The organism is Azospirillum sp. INR13, assembly GCF_015390205.1.
In the GTDB taxonomy this organism is placed as follows: domain Bacteria; phylum Pseudomonadota; class Alphaproteobacteria; order Azospirillales; family Azospirillaceae; genus Azospirillum.
Map to the genome: position 1 here is coordinate 76,644 of NZ_VUOI01000007.1, position 25,494 is coordinate 102,137.

Sequence of the window (25,494 nt, forward strand, 5' to 3'; positions counted from 1 at the left end):
GATGTCATCCTTCTCCGCCTGTTTGACCATGGGCGGCGGCGGTGCGGGCCTGGAGGTCGCGCAGCGCGGCCAGCGCGCCGGCGTCCGGGATTTCGGTGGTCTTCAGCTCGGGCGAGATCGTCAGGTCCCAGCCGGTTGCCGCCTTCGCCTGCTCCACCGTCACGCCTGGGTGGATGCCGGTCAGGGTCAGTTCCTTGGTCACCGGGTCGGGGGTGAGGATGCCGAGGTCGGTGATGACCGCGGTCGGCCCGGCACCGGGGATGCCGGCCCTGGCCCGCGCGTCACCGCCGTCGAGATGGCCTGCCGAGGTGACGAAGGGCAGCTTGGCGACGAAGGCCTTGGGGCTCTGCTTCAGCACGATGAACACCTCCTTGGCCTGGGAGGCGATCTCCGGCGCGCCGCCGGCACCGGGCAGGCGCACCTTGGGCGCGTCGTAGGGGCCGATCACGGTTGTGTTGATGTTGGCGAAGCGGTCCACCTGCGCCGCGCCGAGGAAGCCGACGTCGATCCGCCCGCCCTGCAGCCAGTAGCGGAAGATCTCCGGCGTGCCGACCACGGTGTCGGCGGTCAGCGCGAGGTCGCCGTCGCCGATCGACAGCGGCAGCACAGTCGGCTTGGCCCCGATGGGACCGGATTCATAGATCAGCACCACGTCCGGCGCATGGGTCAGCCGGGCGAGGTTGGCGGCGGTGGAGGGCAGGCCGATGCCGACGAAGCAGACGGTGCCGTTCTTCAGCAGCCGGCTGGCCGCCACCGTCATGATCTCGGTCGCGGTGAAGTCGAGAGTTTCGGCAATGGTCTTAGGGGTGGCCATCATGCGACCTCCTTCATGCTTTCGGCCAGCACGCGGCGGAAGCCGGCGAAATCGTCGGTGTCCAGGACATGGCGCTGCATCCAGGCGCGGAACTCCTCGCGCGAGCGGGCGATGGCGTCCCAGGCCTTGTAGAAACGGTTGTCGCGCTCCGAATAGCCCTGCGCATAGGACGGAAAGGCGCCGCCGCGGACAGGACAGACGGCGGAGAGCGCCCAGCCCGGCAGCACGCAGGCGTTCGGCGGCGCGTCCAGATCGTCGACGACCTCCTCGACCGTGACGATGGAGCGTTTGGCGGCCAGAACGGCTTCCTTCTGGACGCCGAGGATGCCCCACAGCAGGACGTTGCCGCGGCGGTCGGCCTTCTGGGCGTGGATCACCGTCACGTCGGGACGGACGGAGGGGATGGCGGCCAGCGTCTCGCCGGTGAAGGGGCACTCGACGAAGCGGATGTTCGGGTTGACCTTCGGCAGGTCGGAGCCGGTGTAGCCGCGCAGCAGGGCGAAGGGCAGGTTGGAGGCGCCGGCGACATAGGCGTTCGCCATGCCGGCATGGCTGTGCTCCTCGATCTCCAGCCGGTGCGGCCAGCCCTGCTCGACCGCGTCTCGGAAGCGGTGGAGCGAGCCTACGCCGGGATTGCCGCCCCAGGAGAAGATCAGCTTCGCCGCACAGCCCATGCCGATCATCTGGTCGTAGATCAGGTCCGGGGTCATGCGCACCAGGGTCAGGCCGCGCCGGCCCTGGCGGATGATCTCATGCCCGGCGGCATGGGGAATCAGATGGGTGAACCCTTCCAGGGCGACCGTGTCGCCGTCGCGCACGAGGCTCGCCACCGCCTCGCGCAGGGGCGTGATCTTGGCCATATGACCTCCCGATTGTGCGATTGTCGCACCAGCGCTCGCCTTTACGCACAGATTGAGCGTGGGGTGTTTCAGCTGTCAAGGTCGAATATAAGCGTGCAAGTGCGATAAGCGCACATATTGCGGCGCAATACCAGCAGTTCGCGGTGGATAAATCCGCAAGTTTCGATTTTTTGCGCCCTAAACAATGATTTAAGCGGTAAGCGCGTTCTGGGCGTTTATCGCACTAAAAGTCAAATATCGCACTTGACGGTTCGGCTGCCCCTCAGTACGCTGAGCGGAACAGTCAACGATCGGGGTCGCGAGTTCCGGCGCCGGCATATGGTCACATGTGGGAGGGACGATGACGAGGACTCTGCGCACGCTGCTGGGTGCGGCGTTCGGTCTGGCGCTGACGGCCGGTTCGGCCGGGGCCGCTACCATCAAGGTCGGTGTCGTCGCGCCCTTCTCGGGACCCTACGGCGTTGTCGGCAAGACCTTCCGGGAGGCGATCGAGATCTATCAGGCCGAACATGGCAAGACCGTCGGCAACGACACGGTCGAGTTCATCTACAAGGACCTCGACCAGGCCAACCCGGCACAAAGCAAGGCGCTGTCGCAGGAACTGATCGTCAAGGAGAAGGTGTCCTTCCTCGCCGGCTATTTCTTCACGCCCGACGCGCTGGCCGTCGCCCCGCTGATCGACGAGGCGAACATTCCCTGCGTGATCTTCAACGCCGCGACCTCCGCCATCACGGAAAAGTCACCGCGCTATGTCCGCACCTCCTTCACCCTGTGGCAGAACACGGTGCCGCTGGCCGAATACATGGCCAAGCAGGGAATCAAGAAGGCGGTGTCGGCGGTCAGCGACTATGGCCCCGGCATCGACGGCGAGACCGCCTTCAAGACCACTTTCGAAAAGCATGGCGGCACGGTGGTGGACACCATCCGCATGCCGATGAAGTCCAACGACTTTGCCCCCTTCATGCAGCGCATCAAGGATTCCGGCGCGGAGGCGGTCTATGCCTTCCTGCCCGCCGGTCCGTCGACGCTCGCCTTCGCCAAGGCCTTCAACGACACCGGGCTGAAGGCGGCCGGCATCAAGTTCTTCGGTCCCGGCGACCTGACCCAGGAACCGGACCTGCCGGCCCTGGGCGACGCCGCGCTGGGCATCACCACCACCTTCAACTACAGCCGCGCCCATGATTCGGCGAAGAACAAGGCCTTCGTCGCCAAGCACAAGGAGATGTTCGGATCGACCGATACCGTCACCTTTCAGCTCGGTCGGCGCCTATGACGGCGTGCATGTCATCTACCAGATGATCAAGAACGGTGGCGGCGGCAGGATCGACGGCGCCAAGGCGGTGGACTCGGTGAAGGGCATGAGCTGGGAAAGCCCGCGCGGACCCCTGACCATCGACCCCAACAGCCGCCACGTCACCCAGACGATCTATCTGCGTACCGTCGAGAAGATCGACGGCAAATTGGAGAACGTCGAGAAGGAGGCGTTCCCGAACCAGCCGGACTATGGGTACAAGGTGGGGAAGTGAGGGGAGGGTATCCCTCTCCCGCCCCGGGAGAGGGAAGGGGCCCGCGAAGCGGGAAGGGTGAGGGGTGAGGCACGGAGCCATGCGCTTCTGGATTCTTGTCTCACCCCTCACCCTCCCCACGCCTTCGGCGCGGGTCCCCTCCCTCTCCCGGGGCGGGAGAGGGCAGACGGAGAGACACCATGGAAACCATGTTCGGGATCGCCGTCGACGGGGTCGCCTACGGCATGATCCTCTTCATCATCTCCGTCGGGCTGTCGGTGACGCTGGGGCTGATGCGGGTGGTCAATCTGGCGCATGGCGCCTTCGCCATGGTCGGCGGCTATGTCGCGTCCTATGCGGCGCAGAGCGTCGGGTTGCCCTATGGGGTGGCGCTGGTGGCGGCGGTGGCGCTGACGGTGCTGGCGACGCTGCCGCTGGAACGGCTGCTGTACCGCCGCATCTACGGATCGGCCAACGAGCTGGCGCAGGTGCTGCTGACCATCGGGCTGACCTTCGTCATCGTCGCCGGCATCAACTATCTGTTCGGCCCGACGCTGAAGCGCATCCCTCTGCCGGAGCTGCTGACCGGAACGGTGGAGCTGGGGCCGAAGGCGATCCCGACCCACCGCGCCTTCGTGATCGGCGCCGGGGCGGCGACGCTGCTGGGGCTGTGGTGGCTGCTGGAGCGCACCGACTTCGGCATCCGGCTGCGCGCGGCGGTGGATGATCCGGCCATGGCGGCGGCGCTGGGCATCCGGACGGAACGGCTCTATCTGGCGACCTTCGCGCTCGGCACCGGGCTGGCGGCGCTGGGCGGCGTGCTGGGGGCGGAGCTGCTGCCGCTGGAGCCCTATTACGCCATCCGCTACATCGTGCTGTTCCTGGCGGTGGTGGCGGTCGGCGGGGCGGGCAGCATCTTCGGCTCGGCCGCGGCGGCGTTGGCGCTGGGCATCGTCGACACCGCCGGCAAATACCTGATCCCGAATTTCGGCGAGTTCTTCTTCTACGCCGCCCTGATCCTGATCCTGTTCCGCTGGCCCCACGGCTTCTTCAAAGGGAGGACGGCATGACGAGCGTCGCCGAGCGCGACGGAAAGGCCGGCCGGATGACCAGACCCGCTCCGCTCGGCAAACGCCGCGACCTGGATTGGATCGGCATCCCGCTGATCGCGGCGGTGGGGCTGGCTGTCTATTGGCTGCTGCCGGACGATCTGGCGCTGCTGACCCGCATCGCCGCATCGGCGCTGTTCGTTCTGTCGCTCGACCTCGTGCTCGGCTATGGCGGGATCGCCACGCTGGGGCAGGCGGCGATGTTCGGCACCGGCGCCTATGCCGCCGGCATCCTCGCGGTCAACTGGATCAACGACCCCTTCGCGATGCTGGCGGTCGGCGGTCTGGCCGGCGGGCTGCTGGCGCTGGTCACCGGCGCCCTGATCCTGCATGCCCGCGGCCTGACCCTGCTGATGCTGACCATCGCGGTCGGGCAGATCGTGCAGGAGGTCGCCAACAAGGCGCGCGACTGGACCGGCGGCAGCGACGGCCTGTCGGGCATCGATCCGGCGCCGGTGCTGGGGATGTTCCGCTTCGACATGTTCGGCCACACCTCCTACCTGTTCGCGCTGGCGGTTCTGCTGGTCGGGCTGGTGGTGGCGCGGCGGATCGTGCGCTCGCCCTTCGGGCTGGCCTGCCGCGGGGTCAGCGAGGATCCGCTGCGGGTTTCCGCCATCGGCGGTTCGCCGAAATCCTATCTGGTGGTGCTCTATGCGGTGGCCGGCGTGTTCGCCGGGGTGGCCGGCGCCCTGACCGCGGTGACCAGCGGCATCGTCGGGCTGGACAGCACCGGCTTCTCCTGGTCGGCGGAGGCGCTGGTCATGCTGGTGCTGGGCGGCACGGGGCGGCTCTATGGCGCGGTGATCGGCACCGCCGCCTTCATGGGCGTCCACCACATCCTGGCCGCCAACGATCCCTATCACTGGATGGCCTTCATCGGCCTGTTCCTGATCGGCATCGTCCTGTTCCTGCCCGGCGGCATCGTGTCGGGGGTGGAGCGGCTGGGCGGGCTGCGGCGCGGAAAGGAGGGCGGCGCATGACGGTGCTGCTGGAGGTGGAAGGGCTGGCCAAGAATTTCGGCGGCCTCCAGGTGGCGTCCGACATCTCCATGACGCTGAAGGCGGGCGACCGCTGCGCCCTGATCGGGCCGAACGGTGCCGGCAAGACCACCTTCGTCAACCTCGTCACCGGGGTGATCCCGCCGAGCGCCGGCACCGTCCGGCTGGACGGCCGCGACGTGACCAGGCTGTCGGCGGCGGAGCGGGTGCGGCTGGGGCTGATCCGCAGCTTCCAGGTGGCGCGGCTGTTCAAGTCGATGACGGTGCGCGAGCATCTGGAGCTGGCCGTGCTGCAGCGCGACCGCCGCACCTTCCGCCTGTTCGCCGACGTCGCCAGGGTGGCCGGTCTGGCCGACGAGGTGGCGGAGCTGCTGGGCAGCATGGGACTGACCCCTGCGGCGCACACGGCGGTCGGCTCGCTCGCCTACGGGCAGCAGCGGCTGCTGGAGATCGCGCTGGCGCTCGCCATGAAGCCGAAGGTGCTGATTTTGGACGAGCCGGCGGCCGGCGTGCCCCATTCGGAAAGCCAGCGCATCCTCGACGCCATCGACCGGCTGCCGAAGGATCTGGCGGTGCTGATGATCGAGCACGACATGGACCTCGTCTTCCGCTTCGCCAGTTCGATCATCGTGTTGGCGCAGGGGCGGCTGCTGTGCAGCGGCACCGCCAAGCAGATCGCCGCCGACCCGCGCGTGCGCGAGGTCTATCTGGGGAGCCGGACCAATGCCCACTGAAGCGGCCGGAGCTTTGGAGGTCACGGATCTGCGCGCCGGTTACGGCAAGACGCTGATCCTCGACGGCATCTCCTTCAGCGTGCCGGCGGGCGGGCGGCTGGCCCTGCTCGGCCGCAACGGGGTGGGCAAGACGACGACGCTGGCGACGCTGGTCGGCCAGACCACCCGCCATGGCGGCGGCATCCGGCTGGATGGGGTGGAGCTGGGGACGATGAACAGTTCGGCGCGGGCGGCGGCGGGGCTCGGCTATGTCCCGCAGACGCGCGACATCTTCAGGTCGCTGACGGTGGAGGAGAACCTCGTCACCGGGCTGAAGGGCCGTCCGCGCTCGGCGCTGGAGGAGGCCTACACGCTGTTCCCGCGGCTGGGCGAACGGCGGCGCAACGGCGGCGGCGAGCTGTCGGGCGGCGAGCAGCAGATGCTGTCGGTCGCCCGCGCGCTTCTCGGCAAGCCGACGGTGCTCCTGCTGGACGAGCCGCTGGAGGGGCTGGCGCCGGTGATCTGCGACACGCTGATGGCGGCGCTGTCGAATCTCGACATGACCGTCGTTCTGGTGGAGCAGCAGGTCGACCGCGCGCTGGAGTTCGCCGACCGCGTCGTCTTCCTCGACCGCGGCCGGGTGGTGCATGCCGGACCGGCCGCGCAAGCGAAGGCGGATGCGGCGCTGCTGGAACGGCATCTGGGCGTGGCGCTGGCGGGGTAGGGGGATGGTGAAATCCCCCTCTCCCCCCCGGGGAGAGGGGATCTTGGGGGGGGGGTCGGGAGGTTTTTCACCTAAACGGCGGCGAATAGAGCAGCCCGCCCTGGGTCCAGGGCTTGTTCTGCCCGCGGTCCATGCCGTAGGGGATGCCGAGGTTGCGGTCGAAAATCTCGCCGTAGTTCCCGACCTGCGCCAGCACCTGCAGAGCCCAGTCGTCGGGCAGGCCCAGGTTGCGGGCGGCGGTGCCGGCATGGCCGAGCATGCGGTGCAGTTCGGGGTCGTCGGGGATGCGGCCGGCCTGCACGTCGGCGGCGGTGATTCCCTTGGCGTCGGCCAGCACGATGGCGTGGAGGACCCAGCGGGCGATGTCGTACCAGTTTGCGGTCGCCCCGCGCGACGTAGGGGGTCAGCGGCTCGCGCGAGATCACGTCGGGGTAGATGTGGATGGCCATCCCCGCCTTGCGGTAGCCGGCGAGCGAGGTGACCAGGACCGTGCGGTCGGTGGTCAGCAGGTCGCATTCGTGGGCGAGAAAGGCCTGCAGCGCCTCGTCCAGGGTCTGGAATGTGCGGATCGACCAGGGCAGGTCGGATTTGCGGATATGGTCTTCCAGGTTGCGGACGGTCGTGGTCGCGGTCTTGACGCAGACCGTGCGCGCGCCCAGCCGGTCGAGCGGCGGGGCGGTGCCGTCGCTGTGGATGGCGAAGCCCTGGCCGTCATGCAGCAGCGGCATCAGGAATTCGATGTCGTGCGACAGGTCGCGGCTGAAGGTCCAGGTGGTGGTGGTCAGCGCGATATCGACCGTCGTGCTTCTCCACCGCCTGGAATTCCTGGGGCTTCTCCGGCAGCCGGACGACGCGGATCGCCTGGGCGTTGCCCAGCGTCGCCGCGGCGAAGACGCGGCAGACATCGACCAGGAAGCCGTCCAGATGCCCCTGCGGGTCGGAAAAGGAGATGCCGCTGACCCCGCTGCGCAGCCCGCAGACCAGGAAGCCGCGGCCGTGGATGCGCTCCAGCGTTTCGCCGTCGCCGGCGAGAGCCTGTGCCAGCGGTAGCAGCGCCGCCAACGCCAGCAACAACCCGGCAGCGAAGCGCCGGAGGGTCCCGACCAGCCCCATCGCGAAATCCATCTCCTCGAACGGCCCCGGCGCTGCCGCCGGCCGGGCCGTGGTCAGGCCGCCTGCTGCGCGCGCAGCGTGCCGAGCAGACTATGCAGCGACGCGGCTTCCTCGGCCAGCGTGTTCGCCGTCAGGGTCAGGGAGCCCGCGATGTCGCCGGTGCGCGCGGCCTGGGCGCTGACGCCGTCGATCAGCGTCGCCACCTCGCCGGTGTTGCCGGCGATCACGCCGACCCGGTTGCGGATGTCGGTGGAGGAGTCGGTCTGGCGCGCCACCGCCTCGCCGATGAGGTCCTGCACCTCGTTGATGCGCTCGACCGAGCCGGAGATGCGGGCGAAGGTGCCGACGGTGTTCTGGATGCTGCCGTTGATGGCGTTGACCGAGCCGGCGATCTGCACCGTGGCCTTGGCGGTCTCCTCCGCCAGCTTCTTCACCTCCGCCGCCACCACGGCGAAGCCGCGCCCCGCGGCGCCGGCCGCCGCCGCCTCGATGGTGGCGTTCAGCGCCAGCAGCTTGGTCTGGTGGGCGATGCCGGTGATGACGTCGACGATGCGGCGGATCTGCTCGGTGTTCTCGCCCAGCTGGCCGACCACGCCGCGGGCGGCGGTCAGCTCGCCCAGCGTGGCGCCGACCACCCCCGCCGCCTCGGTCGCGAGGCTGGAGACGCTGCCGATGGTGTCCATCAGCACTTCCGCGCTGTCGTTGCAGGTGGCGGCGTTGCGGTTGCTCTCGGCGACGAAGCTGCCGGCGCTGACCGTGCTGTCGATGGTGCCGGCCGACTCCCGGCGCAGCGCGTCGGCCAACTCGCGCAGCTGGCCCGACTGGGCGGCGACGCCCGACGCCACCTGATGCACGTCCTCCATCAACTGGCGGGCGAGGGCGGCGGAGCGCATCTGGTCAGTCACGTCGGTCCAGGACAACGTCTTGCCCAGCACATTGCCCTGGTCGTCGAACACGGTGTCGACATGGGCCTCCACCGTCGTCTCGCCCACGGTCAGGGTGCGGCGCGGGATCGGCGGGCGGGCGGGATCGGTGCAGTCCGCGGTGAAGCCCGGCCCCTGGGCCAGCAGGTCGGGACCGGTCGGGTCGATGCCATGCGCCTCGCAGAAGGCGCGGGCGGCCGGGTTGACGAACCCTACTTGACCGTCCGTTCGCAACAGGGCGGTGGGCACCGGGCTGCTGTCGACCATCCGCTTCATCAAAAGCACCTGTTCCACACTGCCGCGCAGGCCGCGCAAAGCCGTTCCCATCACCGCCAGCTCGTCGCGGCCGGTGCGGGGGACCTCGATGGACAGGTCGCCGGCGGCGATCTGCTCCATGGCGCGGGCGAACTTGCGCAGGTTGGCGAAGACGGCGACGCGCAGAAGCAGGGCGGCTGCGACGGCGACGGCCAGCGCGAAGGCGGCGACCATCTTGAGGGCGTCGTTGCGCAGTTCCTCCGTGGCGCCGACGAACTCGGCGACGTCGCGCGAGATCTCCGCCGTCGCCCAGGGCAGCCCGCCATCGCCGCCGAGCGCCACCGTGGTGCTGGAGATCTGCGCATGGTCGGACGGCGCGCTGCCCTTCGATTCGAACAGCACGGCGCCCTTGGCGTCGGTGAAGCGGATGTCGGCGTCCAGCACGGCGCCGAGGCTGGCGAGCGCGGGCAGCGGATCGGTCACCACCTCCAGAAAGCCGAGGACGCGGAAGCCGCCGATGGGGACGATCATGCTGTAGAGCGGCCGGCCCTGGCCGTCGCGCCACAGCAGGCTGGCCGGACGGCGCTTGTCGGCGAGGTCGCGGGACTTCAGCGCCTCGAACAGCGGGGCGACGGTGGCGACGCTGTCCTGCTCACCGCCGGTGGCGGCGATCCGCTTCATCTCGGGATCGAACACGGCGACCGAGACCAGCCGGACCTCGCGGTCGACCACGACCGGGCGGGCGTTGATGTTCTTCAACGCCAGCATCGTCTTGGCCGGGTCCTTCTGGTTGATGCTGTCGACCAGGAAGGAATCGCGGCTCCATTCATTGGCGTGGCCCTGGAGCCAGTCCGTGTAGTTCTTGCGGATGCGGTCGTTGGACAGCACCCGCAGGGTCGCCGCCGCGCTGGTATTGAAGGTTTCGAGCGCGAAGTCGGTGTAGCGTTGCGACACCCAGGCCTGGCTGGCGATCAGCGCCGCCACCAGCACGCCGACCACCGACACCATGGCGCGGCGCAGGGTCCAGAACCGATACCGGGCATCGGTGTCGTCCAGGGTGCCGCCCGCCGTCTTCGAGATTGCCGTCATGCCCAAACCCCCCGCCGCCACAAAAACGGTTTCACGGATTGCTACGCGCACATCGTCGCAGGGCCCTTTGAACGGTTTAGCGTCCAAATGTGAACAGTTCGTGTCTTTTCGTTTGGATTTGAGACAAGCGGAGCGGACGGGGGCAAAGGATGAGGCGGGTTCTATGCCGGTTCGACGGCCTATGACTTTCCGGAAAGAGAATGGGGCAAGACGAGACTCAACCGTCTGTGGTGCGTTGACTTCGGAATAGGCTGCCGGCCTCGGGAATTGCATAAAAATAAGGCCACGGGACCGTGCGAATTTTTTCGCATGTCCCGTGGCCAGGCTGCCGAGCGCGTGGCCGCCGCGAGACTGCTGCGACGGGGGAGTTTGCTCGGGGTAGGCAGACTGTCACCCTCTCCCGGCCTCACTCCCTCTCCCCCCCCCGGGGAGAGGGGCGGGGTGAGGGGGATGCATGGGGTGGATTCCGTGGCGAGCGGGCGGTGCACGGTTCTTGAGGAGCCTTGCCGCGCTACCCCCTCACCCTAACCCTCTCCCGGGGGGGAGAGGGGATTCTGGCCGGGGCGCGCGCGTTTCCTCACCCGTCCTGCGTCACGTCGCCGGCGAACAGGTAGCCGGTGCCGTGGACGGTCACGATCAGCCGCGGGTCGGCGGGATCGGTCTCGATCAGGCGGCGCAGGCGGCGGACCAGGCTGTCGATGGTGCGGTCGGTCGCGTCCGTCTTCCGCCGGGTCGTCGCCGTCAGCAGATAGTCGCGGTTCATCACCCGGCCGGGGTTGCAGACGAAGGTCGACAGCAGCTCGAACTCCGCACCCGTCAGCCGCACCGGCTGGCCCTGCGGGTCGGTCAGGCGCATGCGGTCCAGCCACAGCGTCCAGCCGGAGAAGCGGCGCCGGCGGTCGTCGCGCTGGTCGCCCGGCGCCTTCAGCCGGCGCAGCAGGTTCCGCACCCGGGCCAGGATCTCGCGCGGCTCGAACGGCTTCGCGATGTAGTCGTCGGCCCCCATCTCCAGCCCGATGATGCGGTCCAGCTTCTCCGCCCGGCTGCTGACCAGGATGATGCCGATCTCCGACGACGCGCGAAGCTCGCGGGTCAGGGTCAGCCCGTCCTGGCGCGGCAGCCGGATGTCGAGCAGCACGAGGTCCACCGCGGCGGTCACCAGCAGGTCCTTCAGCTCTTCCGCGCTTCGGGCCAGCAGGACGTCGAAGCCCTCGTCCGTCAGGTAGGACTTCAGCGTCTCGCGCGTCACCGCGTCGTCGTCGGTGATGGCAATGGTCGCCGGCATGGCCCTCTCGTCCGCTTTCCAGCGTCCCTATCGCCTCAATGTTCCAGGATCTGGCCCAGGAACTGGCGGGTGCGCTCGCTTTTCGGGTTCTCGAAGAATTCGGCCGGCGACCCGCTCTCGATGATCGAGCCCTCGGCCATGAAGACAATAGAGTCCGCGACCTGCCGGGCGAAGCCCATTTCGTGGGTGACGCAGACCATGGTCATGCCCTCGCCCGCCAGCTCGGTCATGACGTCCAGCACCTCCTTGACCATCTCGGGGTCGAGGGCGGAGGTCGGCTCGTCGAACAGCATGATCTCGGGCCGCATGCACAGCGCGCGGGCGATGGCGACGCGCTGCTGCTGGCCGCCGGACAGCTGGCCGGGGAACTTGTGCGCCTGATCGGGGATGCGCACCCGCTTCAGGTACATCATGGCGATTTCCTCGATCTCGGACTTCGCCATGCCGCGGACCCAGATCGGGGCCAGCGTCAGGTTCTGCAGCACGGTCAGGTGCGGGAACAGGTTGAAGTTCTGGAACACCATGCCGACCTTGCGGCGGATCTTCTCCACCGCCTTCACGTCGTCGGTCAGCTCGATGCCGTCGACGACGATGTGGCCGGTCTGGTGCGCCTCGAGCCGGTTGATGCAGCGGATCATCGTCGACTTGCCCGAGCCCGAGGGCCGCAGACGACGACCTTCTCGCCCTTGCCGATGCTGAGGCTGACGTCGCGCAGCGCGTGGTAGCTGTTGTACCACTTGCCGACCTTGCGGAGTTCGATGATGGCGTTCTCGGTCATTTCACGGTCTCCAGAAGGCCGGTCAGCGGCGGGTGTAGCGGTTGGCCAGACGCTCCAGCCACTGGCTGTAGCGGGACATGCTGAAGCAGAAGAGCCAGAAGATCATGCCGGCGAAGACATAGACCTCGGCGAAGTAGGGGCGCCATTCGGGGTCGGTCGTCGCCACGGTGGCGGCGGTCAGCAGGTCGTACAGGCCGACGATGGTGACCAGCGAGGTGTCCTTGAAGCAGCTGATGAACTGGTTGACGATCGGCGGGATGACGATGCGCAGCGCCTGCGGCAGGACGATCAGCCGGGTCTTCTGCCAGTAGGACAGGCCGAGCGCGTCGGCGGCCTCGTACTGGCCCTTGGGGATCGCCTGCAGGCCGCCGCGTACGGCTTCCGCCAGATAGGCCGCGGTGAACAGGGTCAGGCCGGCAAGTGCGCGCAGCAGCTTGTCCACCGTCACGCCTTCCGGCAGGAACAGCGGGAACATGACCGACGCCATGAACAGCACGCTGACCAGCGGCACGCCGCGCATCAGCTCGATGAAGCCGATGCAGAAGGTGCGGATGGCCGGCAGCGAGGACTGGCGGCCGAGAGCCAGCAGGATCGACAGCGGGAAGGCGAGAGCGATGGCGAAGACCGACAGCATCAGCGTGATCGGCAGCCCGCCCCAGCGGTCGTTGGCGACATAGGTCAGGCCGAGGACGCCGCCCCACATCAGCACGCCCATGCCGACCAGAACCAGCGCCCAGGCAACGGCCAATGCGGGCCGCCAGAAGGCGCGCACGCCGCTGACGCCCAGCATCGCCACGAACAGGCCGCAGGCCAGGAACGGGCGCCACTGCTCCTCGTAGGGGTAGGTGCCGAAGAAGATCAGCCGGTGCTTGACCGCGATGATCGACCAGCAGGCGCCGGCCGCCTCGCGGCAGGCCTCCGACGAGCCGCTCCACACCGCGTTCAGCAGCAGCCAGTTCACCATCGGCGGCACGGAGAACCACAGGATGGCAAGGCAGAGGACGGTCAGGCCCGTGTTCAGCGGCGTGTCGAACAGGTTGGCCTTGGCCCAGTTGACCGGTGCCCAGCCCAGCGGCTTCAGCGCGGTGACGCCATTGGGTTGCGGCGGGACGGAAGCCTGCGACGGCTCCTCCTCATAGGAGGCGGCCCAGGCGGTGGTGTTGGTCGGGACTTCCTTGCTCATCGCGTCACCAGGGCCACTCGGCGGTTGTACCAGTTCATGAAGCCGGCGATGCACAGGCTGATGACGAGATAGACCGCCATCATCATCGCCACCGCCTCCACCACCTGGCCGGTCTGGTTGGCCGAGGTGTTGGTGACGCTGACCAGATCGGGATAGCCGATGGCGACGGCCAGCGAGCTGTTCTTGGTCAGGTTCAGGTATTGGCTGGTCAGCGGCGGCACGATCACCCGCAGCGCCTGCGGCAGGATGACGAGCCGCAGGATCTGCACCGGCGACAGGCCCAGCGCCAGACCGGCCTCGGTCTGTCCATGCGGCACGGCGAGGATGCCGGAGCGCACGATCTCGGCGATGAAGCCGGCGGTGTAGACCGACAGGCCGATCAGCAGGGCGGTGAATTCCGGGGTGATCGACCCGCCGCCCTCGAAGTTGAAGCCGGCCAGCGCCGGCACGTCGAAGGCCAGCGGCGCGCCGGTGGCGACGAACACCGCGACCGGCGGCAGCACCACCGCGGCGACGGCCGCCGGCAGGGTGGGGAAGGGCTTGCCGGTCGCCTCGCGGTGGCGGCGGGCGTAGCGGACGATGGCGACCGCGGCGGCGATGCCCGCCAGCAGCGCCAGGAAGGTCCAGCCATGGCCGGGATGATCGACCAGCACCGGGAACTTCATGCCGCGGTTGCTGAGGAAGACGTGGGGGACCACCTCCAGCGCCTCGCGCGGGCTCGGCAGCCGGTTCATGATGGTGTACCAGACCACCAGCTGCAGCAGCAGCGGCACGTTGCGCACCGTCTCGACGAAGACGGCGGCGAAGCGGCCGACCATCCAGTTCGACGACAGCCGCGCCACGCCGACGGCGACGCCCAGCACGGTCGCCAGCACGACGGCGGCGGCCGACACCGACAGGGTGTTCAGCAGGCCGACGACCAGCGCGCGCAGATAGGTGTCCGACGCGGCGTAGTTCATCAGGCTTTCGCCGATCTCGAACCCGGCTTCGCGTTCGAGGAAGCCGAAGCCGGTGGCGACGCCGCGGTTGGCGAGGTTGGTCAGGGTGTTGGAGACGAGATACCCGGCGACGGCGAGGGCGCCGGCCAGGAAGATCCCCTGGTACAGCCACCCCCGCACGCGCGCGGAGTTCAGCGCCTGGATCAGGTTGGTCATGGTGATGCTCCGTGCGGGGGAGTGAAGTCGAGCGAACACTTGCCCCCACCCCGACCCTCCCCCGCTCTCGGCGGACCTACGGTCCGCCTGCCGCGTCAGCACAAAGCGAAGCTTTGTGCGTGAGCTTCGCAGGGGAGGGAGTCTGTCGCGGGGCGGCGGAGTTCCCTCTCCCGCCCAGCGGGGGAGGGTTAGGGTGGGGGCAATGCGCGGCCTTACTTCATCGGCGGGGCGTACATCATGCCGCCGTCGGTGTAGAGCGCGTTCTGGCGCGCGGCATCTTCAGCTTGGAGCCGGCGCCGACATTGCGCTCGTAGCTCTGGGCGTAGTTGCCGACCTGCTTGATGATGTTGAAGGCCCAGTTCTCTTCCACGCCCAGAGCCTTGCCGTTGCCGGCGGTGACGCCCAGCAGGCGCTTCACGTCCGGATCGGGGGAGGTCATGGCGGCGTCGACGGTTTCCGACGTGATGCCCTTCTCCTCGGCCTGGACCATGGCGTAGAAGGCCCAGGTCACCAGGTTCGCCCATTCCTCGTCGCCCTGGCGGATGGCCGGGGACAGCGGCTCCTTGGAGATCAGTTCCGGCAGGATGACGTAGTCGGCGGGGTTCGGCGTCTCGGCGGCGCGGATGGCGGCCAGCTGCGAGGCGTCGGAGGTCAGGGCGTCGCAGCGGCCGCTGAAGAAGGCCTTGTGCAGCTCCTCGTTCTTCTCGATGACGACCGGCTTGAAGGTCATCTTGTTGGCGCGGAAGAAGTCGGCGACGTTCTGCTCGGTCGTGGTGCCGGGCAGGACGCAGACGGTGGCGCCGTTCAGCTGCTTGGCGCTCTTCAGCCCCAGCTTGGCCGACACCATGAAGCCCTGGCCGTCATAGTAGTTGGTCGGCGCGAAGTTCAGGCCGTTGGCGGTGTCGCGGGTCAGGGTGCGGGTGGTGTTGCGGGCGAGGATGTCGATCTCGCCGGACTGCAGGGCCGGCAGGCGCTGCTGCGCCGACAGCGGGGTGTACTTCACCTTTTCGGCGTCGCCGAACATGGCGGCGGCGACGGCGCGGCAGACGTCGACGTCCAGGCCCGACCACTTGCCCTTGTCGTCCGGCGACGAGAAGCCGTAGAGGCCCAGATTGACGCCGCACTGGACGTAGCCCTTCTGCTTCACGCCGTCGAAGGTGGCGCCGGCCTGGGCGGTGCCGGACAGGGCGAGAGCGGAGACGGACAGGGTGGCCGCGATGGCGAGCGCGTTCAGACGGGTCTTCACGGGGCGTGGCTCCTTCAGCCTTGTTCATTCTAGGGGCGCCGGGGCGAGGCATGGTCCCGGCCGCCGCGCAAGGCCGACAATCGCTCAGCGGATTGAACAAAGTGCCCCGCGTCCTTGAACGGATGTGGCGGAGATGTGAACAGCTTTGGACAAACCCCCTCTCCCGCAGCGAAACCGACGGTTGCGCTTCGCCCGATACTGGTCACGGGGCTGCCCCGAGAATTTCCGTGCGTCATCGGCGGACGGACCCTACAAGCGCTGAGTGCTGGTGATATGCTAGCGTCGGGGATTGCGGGAACGGGATGTCGATGGGGTCGGTTCGGACGGTCTGGCAGCGTGTGGCGCGCTTTTCGCTGCTGCGGCGCGGTCCAGCATTGCGCTATGGCGCGGGGCTGACGACCTTTGTCGTCGCCCTGCTGCTGCGCTGGGCCGTCGACGGCATCCTTCCGTCCGGCTTCCCCTATCTCACCTTCTTCCCGGCGGTGATCCTGACCACCTTCATCGTCGGGCTGGGGCCGGGGGTGATGACGGCGGTGCTCTCCGGGCTGGCCGCCTGGTACTTCTTCATTCCGCCCTACGAAACCTTCACGCTGAATGCCTCCAGCGGGTTGGCGCTGACCTTCTATGCGGTGATCGTCACGGTGGACATCGCGCTGATCTACGGCATGCAGGTGACGCTGGCCCGCCTTCAGGAGGAGCGTGCCCGCACCGCGTCCCTGCTGGCGGCGCAGACCACCATGTTCCACGAGCTTCAGCACCGCGTCGCCAACAACATGCAGTTCGTCTCGTCGGTCCTCGACCTGCAGAGGCGGTCGGTCGGCCGGTCGCCGGAAGGGGCGATGGCGGCGCTGGAGGAGGCGGGGCGGCGGCTGGACACCATGGCGCGGGTGCACCGGCGCCTGCACGATCCCCGGTCCGGCGACGATTTCGGCCGCCACATCGAAGGGCTGTGCCGGGATATGCTGGAGGCGGCCGGCAAGCCCGACGTCACCTGCCGCGTCTCGGTCGGGGCGGCGCCGCAGTCGCCCGAACGGCTGCTGGCCCTGGCCCTGCTGATCGTGGAGGCGTTGACCAACGCCCTGAAGCACGCCTTCGTCGGCCGCGACGGCGGGATCGTCGCCATCGAACTGCATGCCGTGCCGGACCAACCCGGCCATCTGCACCTGCGGGTGACCGACGACGGCGTCGGCCTGCCGGAAGGCGTCGACGTCCTGCGCCTGCCGAGTCTGGGCTGGAAAATCATCCAGAGCCTTGCCGGCCAGCTGTCCGGCCAGTTGAGCTATGGCCCCGCCGACGGCGCCGGTACGCGGATCGACTTGAGCTTTCCCGCCTGAGCCAGCGCTTGTCCCGCCCACGCTTGTCTCGATGTCCATTGCGGCTTTTCCGTCGCCATGGGACGAACTATCTGTGATCCTGCCGGTTGCAGCGGGGACCGGCCGGCGACAGGGGCCGGTGACAGGGGGAGGGAAGCTTATGGCGACGCTGAAGGAATTCGAGGACGCGCTGAAGGCGGCGGGCAACACGGCGGCGCTGGAGATCCTGGAATCCCTGAGGGCGCGCGACCGCAGCCAGCGCTCCATCCGCCCGGCGCGGCGCCTGACCGGACGCAAGATGACGCCCGAACTGGCCGCCGAGATCCTGCATCTGCACGAAACCACCAACATGACCCAGCAGGAGATCGCCTTCCAGCTGGGCGTCAACCAGGGCCGCGTGAACGAGGTCATCAAGCGCCGCAAATGGCTGACCGAGGATCCCGCCGCGCCGGAAGCCCAGGCGCGCGACATGGGCAAGCAGCGCGCCAAGGAAGGCGTCGGCGTCGCGCCGCGCCGGCCGTCCAGGAAGAAGGCCGCGAAGCCGGAGGCGGAGGCTGCGCCGGAAGTTGCGTCCGAAGCCGCCCCGGAAGTGGCGCCGGTGGCCGCGCCGCCTGTGGAATCGATGGTGGAGGCGGCGCCGGAGATTGCCGCCGCGCCGGAGCCCGTGCCCGCTCAGCCGCAGGAGGCGCCGGAGCCCGCCGCCGAACTGCCGATGCCGATGGCGGCACCGGAACTGCCGGTGGAGCAGCCCGCCAGCGCGGAGGACAAGCCGAAACGGAAGTCCGCCCCGCGCAAACAGGGCAAGACTCCGAAAGCGCCGGAAATGCCGCTGTTCAAGGATCTGCTGTAGGCATGAATGCCCTCTCCCGCCCCGGGAGAGGGAGGGGACCCACGAAGTGGGGAGGGTGAGGGGCAAGGCAAGAGTCCCGAACCGCATGGCTTCGTGCCTGACCCCTCACCCTTCCCACCGCTTCGCGGCGGGCCCCTTCCCTCTCCCGGGGCGGGAGAGGGAGTTGTTTCCCCGAGCCATGCCCGCCGCTCATCTCGCATCTGCGAAATTGGCGGCCTGCGGCGGATTGCCTCAGCGGGGGTGCGGCAAATATCCTGACCCTCTCCCGGTCGTTTTCCGTCCCCTGACCGCCGGGTTCCAGAATTCCTTCATCGAGCGGCGACAGCGGAGAAACGACCATGGCTTCTGCCGGCCATCACGGCGACATGCGTGCCGGGGCACAGGCGGCCCCGGCCCGTTCCGGGCTGGTGCTTCTGGCGCTCGCCATGGGCGGTTTCGCCATCGGCACGACCGAATTCGCGACGATGAGCCTGCTGCCCTATTTCGCCCGGGGCCTCGGCATCGACGAGCCGACCGCCGGTCACGTCATCAGCGCCTATGCGCTGGGCGTGGTGGTGGGCGCGCCGGTGATCGCGGTGCTGGCGGCGCGGCTGTCGCGGCGGACCCTGCTGATCGGGCTGATGGCGGTCTTCGCCGCCGCCAATGTGGCCAGCGCCTTTTCGCCCTCCTACGGCTGGATGCTGGTCTTCCGCTTCATGAGCGGCCTGCCGCACGGCGCCTATTTCGGCGTGGCCGCCCTGGTCGCGGCGTCGCTGGTGCCGCCGCAGCGCCGGGCGCAGGCGGTGTCGCGGACCATGCTGGGCCTGACGGTGGCGACCATCGTCGGCGTGCCGATGGCAAACTGGATCGGGCAGGCGCTGGGCTGGCGCTGGGGCTTCGGCGTGGTCGGGCTGCTGGCCCTGCTGACCGTGCTTCTGGTCTGGATCTTCGCACCGAAGGACCGCCCGCATCCGAACGCCAGCCCGCTGCGCGAACTGGGCGCGCTGAAGCGGCGGCAGGTCTGGCTGACGCTGGGCATCGGCGCCATCGGCTTCGGCGGCATGTTCGCCGTCTATACCTACGTCGCCTCGACCCTGATGGAGGTGACGCAGGTTTCGCCGTCGGCGGTGCCGGTGGTGCTGGCGGTGTTCGGCGCCGGCATGACCGTCGGCACGCTGGTCAGCGCCTGGGCCGCCGACCGGGCCCTGATGCCGACCGTCGCATTCCTCCTGCTGTGGAGCGCCGGCTCGCTGGCGCTCTATCCCTTCGCCGCCGGCAATGTCTGGCTCGTGTCGGTCGTGGTGTTCATGATCGGCTGCGGCGGCGGGCTCGGCACCCCGCTGCAGGCCCGGCTGATGGATGTGGCGGAGGATGCGCAGACGCTGGCCGCCGCGCTGAACCACAGCGCCTTCAACGCCGCCAACGCGCTCGGCCCCTGGCTGGGCGGCATGGCGATCGCTGCCGGCTGGGGCTGGACCTCCACCGGCTGGGTCGGCTCGGCGCTGGCGCTGGGCGGTCTGGCCGTGTGGGCGTTGGCGATGCTGGACGACCGCGCCGCCAGCCGTGCCGCCGACGCCCGGCTGGCCGAGGCCTGCGCCGGCGATTGATCCCCTAACGTCCCGACACGTCCCAGGCGATCCGCGCCGGATGTTCGCCGAGGTCGAGGGAGCCGATGACGATCTCCCCCCGGCCGGACAGCGGCACCACGTCGCCCAGCTTCAGCAGCCGCTGTTCGCCGTTCTGCCGCACCAGGCGGGTGCCGTTGCGGCTGAGATCCTCCAGCGTGAAGGCGCCGTCGCGCAGCCGCACCACCGCATGGCGGCGCGAGGCGGAGGCATGGTCCAGCACGATGCCGCATTCGGCGGCGCGGCCGATCACGATGTCGCCGCCGGCGTCGGGCAGGGCGACCGACCGGCCCTGGAAGCTCAGCGTCAGGCGCGGCGCGGGCGGCGCCTGCAGGTCGACCGTCACCCCCGCCACCAGAGGCGCGAGGCGCGATCCCGCCAGGACGCCGCTGCCGGTCACCGACATCCGCTGCTCGTCGGGGATGGCGGCGATCTTGGCGATCAGCCCGTCGGCCAGGACGCGCGGGATGCCGGCGGCACGCAGGCGGCGGCCCAGCCCCTCCCGCACCTCCTGGAGCGAGGCGCCGGGGGCGGCAAGCTCGGCGGCCGATTTCACCCGGCCGAACTCGTCGGCGACATGCTGGATGACCGTGCTGATCTTGCGGTGGCCGTAGGCGCTGGTGCCGAGGTCCAGCAGGTAGCCCAGCCGCCCGGCCGCGGTGTTGAAGCGTCCAGCCAGCCGCATCATCGTTTCCTCGAAGGGCAGGTCGCTGCCGCCGGCCGCCCACACGGTCTTGCCGCGGCGGGTCAGCGACTCCGCCATGGCCGGACCGCCCATGAAGCCGTCGAAGGCGATCATCCCGTCGACGATGGAGCCGAAGGCGCGGGCGTCGCTGGACAATCCGGTGCGGGTCAGCGGCGTCAGCCCGTCCAGCCCGCCGCGGATGCGGTTGAGCAGAGCCTCCCGCGTCCGCGGAAAGCCGGTTGTCGTTCCATCGGACCCAAGCACATTCGACAGCGCCAGCAGCGGTTCGGTGTGGGGCAGGCGGTCGTCCAGGTCGCCGCGCAGGGTGGCCAGCAGCGCCAGGATGGCGGAGCCCAGGTCGGGCGCGTAGCCGATCAGTGCGCGGATCGGCTCCCGCCCGTCGACGATCTCCGCCGTGAATTCGTCCACCAGCCGGCTGTTCTCGCCGTCGCCTTCCCGGTGCAGGCGCAGGACGGCCGCCAGCTTGGCCCCCCACTCGCGCTGCGGCTCCAGCAGCGTGCCGAAGGCGTGGGTGACGATGCGGTCGCGCTCCTCCGCCGGGCGGTCGACGGCGGCCAGCAGCAGGCCGGAAATCCCGCCGCGCATCAGCGCCTGATCGAAGGGGGCCAGCGTGTCGGACGCCTGGGCGAGTTCCTTCAGCCCGGCGAACAGGCGGATGATCTGGTCGTAGCGTTCATGCGGCTTCAGCCCCAGCATCGGCGCCTGGATGGCGGCGAGCCGGCTGACCGCCGGGTTGAACAGCAATGCCTCCCGCTCGAAGTAGCGCAACGGATAGTAGCGGTGAAGCTGCTCGGACGGAATGACGCCCTGGTCGTCCCAATAACCGCGCAGCAGCCGCAGCAGGGTCATCCGGCTGTCGAAGGAAAAGACCTGCAGAACGCTCGTGCAGAGGCTGGCCTCTTCGATCGGAGAGATGGTGGTCAGCTTGGCGCCGCCGGAGGAGGATTTCTGGAAGATCGTCTCTTCCCGGCCGGTGCCGGTGACCTTCACCACCCGCACCACCGGGAACTTGGCAAGGCGCAGCAGGAAGTTCGCGCGCTCCGTCGCCGACTTCTCGTCATCGAAGACGCCGTCGATGTTGGGTTTGCCGCCCTGTTCGACCACCACCTCGAAGCGCGCCTCGCGCCGCTTGGACATCGCCATGCCATCCCCCTTCGGCCTGCCCCTGTCGGACTGCTGCCGGCTACGTCCCTGTTCGCGATTTCCAGCGATTTTTTCCCAAAATACTTTATGAAATCCTGCATCAGAAGCGGAAAGACCCGACCCTTGACAGTCCTTCCCGATTCCAACCGCCCCGATTCGAAGCACCGCCCGGCCGCCATGCCGCTGGGCCGCCGTCCGTTCCTCGGCCTGCTCGGCTGCCTCGCACTGCCCGCGGTGGCGCGGCCTTCCTATGCCGCAACCATTGATTTCGAGGGTCGGGGACCCGAAGGCACCGCGGTCGGCTATATCCTGTTCGACCCCGACAGCGGCCGGGCGGTGGAGGCGCGGTCGGCCGACACCCCCTTCATTCCGGCCTCTGTGGCGAAACTGCCGACCGCCTCGGCTGCGCTGGCCCTGCTGGGACCGGACCACCGCTTCGCCACCCGGCTGTTCGGCAGCGGATTGACCGGCGGTGGCCCGTCTTCCGACGGGGTGCTGCGCGGCGACCTGATCCTGCAGGGCGGCGGCGACCCGGCCCTGGCAACGGAAGGGCTGCTGCAACTGCTCGACCGGGCGCGTGCCGCCGGGCTTCGCCGGGTGGAAGGGCGCTTCCTCTACGACGCCACGCTGCTGCCCGAACTGGCGGAGATCGATTCCGGCCAGCCCTGGGCCGCGCCCTACAACACGGGCGCCGGGGCGCTGTCGCTGAACTACAACCGCGCCCTGCTGAGCTGGGGGCGCGGCGGCCGGGGCGGGCCGGAGGCGCTGACCGTCGCCGATGCCGGACGGCTGCCGCTGGACAGCGTCACCGTCCTGCCGATGGCGGCGGGCGGCCGCTTTCCGCTGCTGCCGGACGGGGCGGACCGCTGGCGCATGACGCCGCCTTCGGCGGGGGAGGCCGGGGCAGCCTGGGTGCCGGTGGCCCGGCCGGGACTGGCCGCCGCCACGCTGTTCCGCCGGTTGGCCGCCGAGGCCGGCATCGCCCTGCCGCCGCCCCTGCCGGGCCGGGCGCCGGCCGCCGCGATGCCGGTCGCCACCCTGGACAGCCTGCCGGTGGCGGAACTGGTCCGCGGGCTTCTGCGCCATTCCAACAACCTGTCGGCGGAGGTGATCGGGCTGGCCGCCGCGCGCCGGCTGGATCCGGCCGTCGCGACGCTCGGGCGTTCCGCGGCGCTGCTGCAGGGCCTGCTGGCACGGCAACCGCTGGACGGGGCCGGGTGGGGCGGGTTGCGGCTGGCCAACCATTCGGGGCTGTGCACCGGGTCGCGCGCCACGCCACGGCAGATGGCGGCGCTGCTGCGGGCCGGCGGACCCGCGCTGTGGGACCTGCTGCCGGGGGAGGAGGACGGCAAGGCGCTGCCGCCCGGCGTCCGGGCCAAATCCGGGACCCTGGCCTATGTCAAGGGCTTGGCCGGGCTGTTGACGGCAACCAGCGGCCGGCGGCTGGGCTTCGTTCTGTTCATCGCCGATGCCCGGCGCCGGGCGGCGATGGACGCCGCGCTGGACCGCCGGGTGACCGCCATCCCGTCCGACGCGCGCGTCTGGGCCGCGGACGCCCGCATGTTGCAGAGCGGGCTGTTGGAGCGGTGGGTTTTGACCTATTGACTGACATAGGTCATACGTTCGACTATGACGTGTCGGTTAAAATGCAAGGCAAAGGGGATTCGATACGAATTGGTCCGCAGTCGGATTGAATGCCCGGCCATCCGATCCATATCCGTCCCCACTCGGCAGCGGGAGTGCCAGACCCGATGATGACAGCCATTTCCAGCACCTCGACCGCGCGCAGCGCCCTGCGCCGCAGGCTGGAACGGCAGGACGTCGCCGCCAACCGCTATCACGACCGGCGGCTGGGGGCGGAGGTCGTCAACATCGTCGTCGGCGGCTGCGTCGTCACCGACGACCCGAATGTCGTCATCACCACCACGCTGGGCTCCTGCGTCGCCGCCTGCCTGTACGATCCGGTGGCGGCGATCGGCGGCATGAACCATTTCCTGCTGCCCGATGCCGGCACCGACGCGCTGTCGCTGTCGTCCCGCTACGGCGCCACGGCGATGGAACAACTGATCAACCGTCTGCTGGCGGTCACCGGCCGGCGCGACCGGCTGCGCGCCAAGGTGTTCGGCGGCGCCAACGTGAACCTGACCACGCTGCGCACCGCCAACATCGGCCGGCGCAACGTCGAATTCGTGATGGAGTATCTGGCGACGGAAGGCATTCCCACCGTCAGCTGGGACGTCGGCGGCGCCAGCCCCCGCGGCGTGCGCTTCTTCCCCACCAGCGGGCGCAGCCAGCGCCGGCTGATCGGCGACGAGACCCTGCACGACATCGCCCGCAACGAGTCGTCCTACATGGAACATCTGGGCCGGACGCGGATCGAAGGCGACATCGAGCTGTTCTGATAAGCTCGACCGGCGGCGTACATTCCACAGCCGCGCCGCCGATACCCGCCGTTCCTCCGCGGAGCCCTTCATGGCCGACACGCTGTTCCGGATCGCCACCTTCAACCTGGAAAACCTGGACGACGATGCCGACGAGCCGCCCTTCGAGGCGCGGATCGCCACCCTGCGCCCGCAGCTGGAGCGGCTGGAGGCCGACATCCTCTGCCTGCAGGAGGTCGACGCCCAGCACCCGGTGAAGAGCGAGCCGCGGACCTTGCGCGCGCTGACCCGCCTGCTGGAAGGCACGCGCTATGCCGATTATCACGTCACCGCAGGTGATGCCCCGTCGCCGGCCGACCGCCACAACCCGGTGATCGTCAGCCGATGGCCGATCAGGGCTGCGCGGCTGCTGCGCCACCATCTGGTGCCGCCGGCCCGCGTGCGCCTCGCCACCGCCGATCCGGTATCCGACACGGAAACCGAGGTCGGCTGGGACCGGCCGGTGCTGCATGCCGAGGTGGAGATGCCGGACGGTCGCATTCTGCATGTCTTCGACCTGCATCTGCGCGCCCCGATCGCCGCCCCGGTGCCGGGGCAGAAGGCCGATGCCCAGACCTGGAAGACGGCGTCCGGCTGGGCGGAGGGCTTCTATCTCGCCTCGATCAAGCGGACGGGGCAGGCGCTGGAAACGCGCATGGCGGTCGATCAACTGTTCGACGCCGATCCCGACGCGCTGATCGTGGTGGCTGGCGACTGCAACGCCGAGCTGGAGCAGACCGCCGTCCGCATCATCCGCGCCGCCCCCGACTTCACCGGCAACCCGGAGCTGGCGAACCGCGTGCTGGAGCCGCTGGAGCAGGCGATCCCCGACGAGCGGCGCTACACCGTCCTGCATGCCGGCACGCCGGTGCTTCTGGACCATCTGATGACCTCGCCGCGGCTGACCGAACGGCTGCAGGAGGTCGCCATCCACAACGAGGATCTGACCGACGAGGTCGATCACGCCGACGAGCCCTCGCCGGTCAGCTACCATGCGCCGGTGGTGGCGAGTTTCGCGTTGTAGGGCTGGATTTGCCGGGGCAACTGGTGGAAAACAGCGTCTTCACGATTTTTGCGGCGCTCCGGCCCGGTTGAAAGGGCGAGTGCCATTTGAGGAGACAGCATGTTCACTGCCGCCAGCTTCCGCGTCGGCGACCGCGTGACGATCCGCAGCGGCCAGTCCATTCCGCAATCCACCGCAACGGTGGAGCGCTATACCGAAGGCGGGCGCTGCATGGTGCTGTCCGACGGCAGCGAATGGCGTGCCGACGGGCGCCGCCAGTGGGGCTTCCGCGGCGGCTATTACAAGGGTCCGGTGGTCGAGCCGTTCGAGCCGGGTGACGACGACTTCATCGCCCGGCGCCGCGCCATCGGCGCGCTGCGCAAGTTCGGGGATGGGCTGACGATGGAGTCGCCGCTGAGCACCGAGGCGCTGCAGCGGATTTTGGACGTGGTGGATCGGGAGAAGGCGGCGGTGAAGAAGGGGTGAGGGGTGCTGGAGTCTTGCGACGTTATAGACCCCCACCCTGACCCTCCCCCGCTCTCAGCGGACCTACGGTCCGCCTGCCGCGTCAGCACAAAGCATAGCTTTGTGCGAGAGCTGGGCGGGGGAGGGGATTGAGCGCTTGTTCGGGAGGGGGCGGCAGTCCCTCCCCCGCCCAGCGGGGAGGTTAGGTGGGGGCAATCGAAGCCTGCGCTTCGCAATAACC

The 25,494-nt window shown here is 69.1% G+C and carries 22 protein-coding genes and 3 pseudogenes; 13 read left to right on the forward strand and 12 right to left on the reverse strand.

The features are described from left to right. Positions 1-4: 4 nt before the first annotated feature. Complete coding sequence (locus tag F1643_RS08100; protein WP_194912591.1) at positions 5-814, reverse strand: CoA-transferase subunit beta; 810 nt, start codon at positions 812-814, stop codon at positions 5-7. Continuing rightward, positions 814-1,674 carry a CoA transferase subunit A gene (locus F1643_RS08105; protein WP_194912485.1) on the reverse strand — a complete coding sequence of 287 codons (861 nt, stop codon included), beginning with the start codon at positions 1,672-1,674 and terminating at the stop codon, positions 814-816. The genes F1643_RS08100 and F1643_RS08105 overlap by 1 nt, the downstream gene beginning before the upstream one ends. 340 nt (positions 1,675-2,014) lie before the next feature. Between F1643_RS08105 and F1643_RS08110 the strand changes: the two genes are divergently transcribed. From F1643_RS08110 to F1643_RS08130, 6 genes are all read left to right on the forward strand, one after another. Then, a complete protein-coding gene (locus tag F1643_RS08110) occupies positions 2,015-2,947 on the forward strand; it encodes an ABC transporter substrate-binding protein (RefSeq protein ID WP_255542535.1) in 933 nt (310 codons plus the stop codon). Between the two features lie 4 nt (positions 2,948-2,951). After that, positions 2,952-3,200 carry a hypothetical protein gene (locus tag F1643_RS22595; RefSeq protein WP_255542536.1) on the forward strand — a complete coding sequence of 83 codons (249 nt, stop codon included), beginning with the start codon at positions 2,952-2,954 and terminating at the stop codon, positions 3,198-3,200. Between the two features lie 179 nt (positions 3,201-3,379). After that, positions 3,380-4,249: a branched-chain amino acid ABC transporter permease gene (locus tag F1643_RS08115; RefSeq protein ID WP_194912487.1), complete on the forward strand. Its 870-nt coding sequence runs from the start codon at positions 3,380-3,382 to the stop codon at positions 4,247-4,249. Next, positions 4,246-5,268: a branched-chain amino acid ABC transporter permease gene (locus tag F1643_RS08120; protein WP_194912489.1), complete on the forward strand. Its 1,023-nt coding sequence runs from the start codon at positions 4,246-4,248 to the stop codon at positions 5,266-5,268. Before F1643_RS08115 ends, F1643_RS08120 begins: the two co-directional genes overlap by 4 nt. Then, positions 5,265-6,020 carry an ABC transporter ATP-binding protein gene (locus tag F1643_RS08125; protein ID WP_194912491.1) on the forward strand — a complete coding sequence of 252 codons (756 nt, stop codon included), beginning with the start codon at positions 5,265-5,267 and terminating at the stop codon, positions 6,018-6,020. Before F1643_RS08120 ends, F1643_RS08125 begins: the two co-directional genes overlap by 4 nt. Further along, the gene (locus F1643_RS08130) at positions 6,010-6,723 is read left to right on the forward strand and encodes an ABC transporter ATP-binding protein (protein ID WP_194912492.1); all 714 of its coding nucleotides are present in this window, start codon (positions 6,010-6,012) and stop codon (positions 6,721-6,723) included. The genes F1643_RS08125 and F1643_RS08130 overlap by 11 nt, the downstream gene beginning before the upstream one ends. Before the next feature lie 67 nt (positions 6,724-6,790). Here the strand turns inward: F1643_RS08130 and F1643_RS22600 are convergent, their stop codons facing one another. From F1643_RS22600 to F1643_RS08165, 9 genes and pseudogenes are all read right to left on the reverse strand, one after another. Then, entirely contained in the window at positions 6,791-7,060 is a 270-nt protein-coding gene (locus F1643_RS22600) for a hypothetical protein (RefSeq protein WP_255542565.1), read from the reverse strand. A gap of 91 nt (positions 7,061-7,151) precedes the next feature. Further along, positions 7,152-7,514: pseudogene (locus F1643_RS22605) on the reverse strand (transporter substrate-binding domain-containing protein); the annotation flags it as partial. Then, on the reverse strand, positions 7,435-7,848 hold the full coding sequence (locus F1643_RS22610) for a hypothetical protein (RefSeq protein ID WP_255542537.1): 414 nt from the start codon (positions 7,846-7,848) through the stop codon (positions 7,435-7,437). The pseudogene F1643_RS22605 and the gene F1643_RS22610, both read right to left, overlap by 80 nt. A 41-nt stretch (positions 7,849-7,889) precedes the next feature. Then, positions 7,890-10,103, reverse strand: coding sequence for a methyl-accepting chemotaxis protein (locus F1643_RS08140; RefSeq protein WP_194912493.1), 2,214 nt, complete (start codon positions 10,101-10,103; stop codon positions 7,890-7,892). Positions 10,104-10,680: 577 nt separating this feature from the next. Further along, positions 10,681-11,388 (reverse strand): response regulator, encoded by a 708-nt coding sequence (locus F1643_RS08145; protein WP_194912494.1) that lies wholly within the window; start codon positions 11,386-11,388, stop codon positions 10,681-10,683. A 35-nt stretch (positions 11,389-11,423) separates the two neighbouring features. Then, positions 11,424-12,166, reverse strand: a pseudogene (locus tag F1643_RS08150) (amino acid ABC transporter ATP-binding protein). A 22-nt stretch (positions 12,167-12,188) separates the two neighbouring features. Continuing rightward, positions 12,189-13,349, reverse strand: coding sequence for an amino acid ABC transporter permease (locus tag F1643_RS08155; RefSeq protein ID WP_194912495.1), 1,161 nt, complete (start codon positions 13,347-13,349; stop codon positions 12,189-12,191). Further along, complete coding sequence (locus tag F1643_RS08160) at positions 13,346-14,503, reverse strand: amino acid ABC transporter permease (protein ID WP_194912496.1); 1,158 nt, start codon at positions 14,501-14,503, stop codon at positions 13,346-13,348. Before F1643_RS08160 ends, F1643_RS08155 begins: the two co-directional genes overlap by 4 nt. 212 nt (positions 14,504-14,715) lie before the next feature. After that, a pseudogene (locus tag F1643_RS08165) lies at positions 14,716-15,737 on the reverse strand (amino acid ABC transporter substrate-binding protein). A 320-nt stretch (positions 15,738-16,057) separates the two neighbouring features. Here F1643_RS08165 and F1643_RS08170 point away from each other — a divergent pair. The 3 genes from F1643_RS08170 to F1643_RS08180 all read left to right on the forward strand — a co-directional run bounded on the left by F1643_RS08170 (position 16,058) and on the right by F1643_RS08180 (position 19,498). Next, positions 16,058-17,083 (forward strand): sensor histidine kinase, encoded by a 1,026-nt coding sequence (locus tag F1643_RS08170; protein WP_194912497.1) that lies wholly within the window; start codon positions 16,058-16,060, stop codon positions 17,081-17,083. Positions 17,084-17,222: 139 nt separating this feature from the next. Beyond that, a complete protein-coding gene (locus F1643_RS08175; RefSeq protein ID WP_194912498.1) occupies positions 17,223-17,912 on the forward strand; it encodes a hypothetical protein in 690 nt (229 codons plus the stop codon). A 338-nt stretch (positions 17,913-18,250) separates the two neighbouring features. Continuing rightward, positions 18,251-19,498: an MFS transporter gene (locus F1643_RS08180; RefSeq protein ID WP_206692402.1), complete on the forward strand. Its 1,248-nt coding sequence runs from the start codon at positions 18,251-18,253 to the stop codon at positions 19,496-19,498. A gap of 4 nt (positions 19,499-19,502) precedes the next feature. On the opposite strand, the gene F1643_RS08185 is transcribed toward F1643_RS08180, so the two are convergent. Beyond that, positions 19,503-21,365 carry an FHA domain-containing protein gene (locus F1643_RS08185; RefSeq protein WP_194912500.1) on the reverse strand — a complete coding sequence of 621 codons (1,863 nt, stop codon included), beginning with the start codon at positions 21,363-21,365 and terminating at the stop codon, positions 19,503-19,505. A gap of 123 nt (positions 21,366-21,488) precedes the next feature. On the opposite strand from F1643_RS08185, the gene F1643_RS08190 reads away from it, so the two are divergent. The 4 genes from F1643_RS08190 to F1643_RS08205 all read left to right on the forward strand — a co-directional run bounded on the left by F1643_RS08190 (position 21,489) and on the right by F1643_RS08205 (position 25,274). After that, positions 21,489-22,970 carry a D-alanyl-D-alanine carboxypeptidase/D-alanyl-D-alanine-endopeptidase gene (locus tag F1643_RS08190; RefSeq protein WP_255542538.1) on the forward strand — a complete coding sequence of 494 codons (1,482 nt, stop codon included), beginning with the start codon at positions 21,489-21,491 and terminating at the stop codon, positions 22,968-22,970. A gap of 146 nt (positions 22,971-23,116) precedes the next feature. Continuing rightward, entirely contained in the window at positions 23,117-23,767 is a 651-nt protein-coding gene (locus F1643_RS08195) for a chemotaxis protein (protein WP_194912506.1), read from the forward strand. A gap of 70 nt (positions 23,768-23,837) precedes the next feature. After that, on the forward strand, positions 23,838-24,809 hold the full coding sequence (locus tag F1643_RS08200) for an endonuclease/exonuclease/phosphatase family protein (protein WP_194912508.1): 972 nt from the start codon (positions 23,838-23,840) through the stop codon (positions 24,807-24,809). A gap of 99 nt (positions 24,810-24,908) precedes the next feature. After that, positions 24,909-25,274, forward strand: coding sequence for a hypothetical protein (locus F1643_RS08205; protein WP_194912509.1), 366 nt, complete (start codon positions 24,909-24,911; stop codon positions 25,272-25,274). Positions 25,275-25,494 lie beyond the last annotated feature (220 nt).

Bases quoted from the DNA above. Each gene is read 5' to 3' on its own strand.
- F1643_RS08100 (WP_194912591.1), bottom strand. From the start codon at position 814: ATGGCCACCCCTAAGACCATTGCCGAAACTCTCGACTTCACCGCGACC.
- F1643_RS08105 (WP_194912485.1), bottom strand. From the start codon at position 1,674: ATGGCCAAGATCACGCCCCTGCGCGAGGCGGTGGCGAGCCTCGTGCGC.
- F1643_RS08110 (WP_255542535.1), top strand. From the start codon at position 2,015: ATGACGAGGACTCTGCGCACGCTGCTGGGTGCGGCGTTCGGTCTGGCG.
- F1643_RS08115 (WP_194912487.1), top strand. From the start codon at position 3,380: ATGGAAACCATGTTCGGGATCGCCGTCGACGGGGTCGCCTACGGCATG.
- F1643_RS08120 (WP_194912489.1), top strand. From the start codon at position 4,246: ATGACGAGCGTCGCCGAGCGCGACGGAAAGGCCGGCCGGATGACCAGA.
- F1643_RS08125 (WP_194912491.1), top strand. From the start codon at position 5,265: ATGACGGTGCTGCTGGAGGTGGAAGGGCTGGCCAAGAATTTCGGCGGC.
- F1643_RS08130 (WP_194912492.1), top strand. From the start codon at position 6,010: ATGCCCACTGAAGCGGCCGGAGCTTTGGAGGTCACGGATCTGCGCGCC.
- F1643_RS22610 (WP_255542537.1), bottom strand. From the start codon at position 7,848: ATGGATTTCGCGATGGGGCTGGTCGGGACCCTCCGGCGCTTCGCTGCC.
- F1643_RS08140 (WP_194912493.1), bottom strand. From the start codon at position 10,103: ATGACGGCAATCTCGAAGACGGCGGGCGGCACCCTGGACGACACCGAT.
- F1643_RS08145 (WP_194912494.1), bottom strand. From the start codon at position 11,388: ATGCCGGCGACCATTGCCATCACCGACGACGACGCGGTGACGCGCGAG.
- F1643_RS08155 (WP_194912495.1), bottom strand. From the start codon at position 13,349: ATGAGCAAGGAAGTCCCGACCAACACCACCGCCTGGGCCGCCTCCTAT.
- F1643_RS08160 (WP_194912496.1), bottom strand. From the start codon at position 14,503: ATGACCAACCTGATCCAGGCGCTGAACTCCGCGCGCGTGCGGGGGTGG.
- F1643_RS08170 (WP_194912497.1), top strand. From the start codon at position 16,058: ATGGGGTCGGTTCGGACGGTCTGGCAGCGTGTGGCGCGCTTTTCGCTG.
- F1643_RS08175 (WP_194912498.1), top strand. From the start codon at position 17,223: ATGGCGACGCTGAAGGAATTCGAGGACGCGCTGAAGGCGGCGGGCAAC.
- F1643_RS08180 (WP_206692402.1), top strand. From the start codon at position 18,251: ATGGCTTCTGCCGGCCATCACGGCGACATGCGTGCCGGGGCACAGGCG.
- F1643_RS08185 (WP_194912500.1), bottom strand. From the start codon at position 21,365: ATGGCGATGTCCAAGCGGCGCGAGGCGCGCTTCGAGGTGGTGGTCGAA.
- F1643_RS08195 (WP_194912506.1), top strand. From the start codon at position 23,117: ATGATGACAGCCATTTCCAGCACCTCGACCGCGCGCAGCGCCCTGCGC.
- F1643_RS08200 (WP_194912508.1), top strand. From the start codon at position 23,838: ATGGCCGACACGCTGTTCCGGATCGCCACCTTCAACCTGGAAAACCTG.
- F1643_RS08205 (WP_194912509.1), top strand. From the start codon at position 24,909: ATGTTCACTGCCGCCAGCTTCCGCGTCGGCGACCGCGTGACGATCCGC.